Origin of the sequence: Nguyenibacter vanlangensis (assembly GCF_013376155.1) — a bacterium.
Taxonomy (GTDB): Bacteria; Pseudomonadota; Alphaproteobacteria; order Acetobacterales; family Acetobacteraceae; genus Gluconacetobacter; species Gluconacetobacter vanlangensis.
Genome location: NZ_JABXXP010001221.1, coordinates 1 through 567, shown reverse-complemented (window position 1 = coordinate 567; position 567 = coordinate 1). Strand labels below are relative to the sequence as shown.

General features: G+C 71.1%; 2 protein-coding genes. Both read right to left on the bottom strand.

The features are described from left to right. Positions 1 to 193 (bottom strand): hypothetical protein (locus HUK84_RS22240; protein WP_176642049.1); only part of this gene is annotated, 193 nt, incomplete at its 3' end. Further along, positions 175 to 567: TerC family protein (locus tag HUK84_RS22235; RefSeq protein ID WP_176642048.1), on the bottom strand; the 393-nt coding region annotated here is incomplete at its 5' end. The genes HUK84_RS22235 and HUK84_RS22240, both read right to left, overlap by 19 nt.

Here is a 567-nt window from a genome sequence, read left to right as displayed (position 1 = left end):
CGTCCGCCCGCACCCCGTCGGGCAACGCGTCCCCCGGCTCCGCCCGCCTGGCATCGAACTGCACGCTCTCCGCGTGACCAGATTGCACGCTCTCCGCATGCACACTCTCCGACCGGGCCGCCGCCGGCACGCACAGCAGGCCCGCCAGCCAGGCCGCCCCCCATGTCAGCCGCTTCAGACGACCGACCGCCATACCTCGCCTCCACCCTTGACGATCAGTTCCACCGCGACCCCCAGCACGATCAGCAGCCCGACCCAGGCAATCCAGCGATAGCGTTCCAGCAGCCGCGCGATCAGCGACGCCGCCACCGCCATCATCAGCACCGAAATCGCCAGCCCGGCGATCAGCACGCCCATATGCCGGCCGGCCGCGCCGGCCACCGCCAGCACATTGTCCAGGCTCATCGACAAATCGGCCACCACGATCCGCACGATCGCCGCCCGCAGCGCCTTCGGGCCCGCGGCCCGCTCATGGTCCCCCCCATGGTCCGCGTGCTCCGGCCGCCGCAGCTCGCGGTACATCTTCCAGCAGACCCACAACAGCAGGATTCCCCCCGCCAGGGTCAG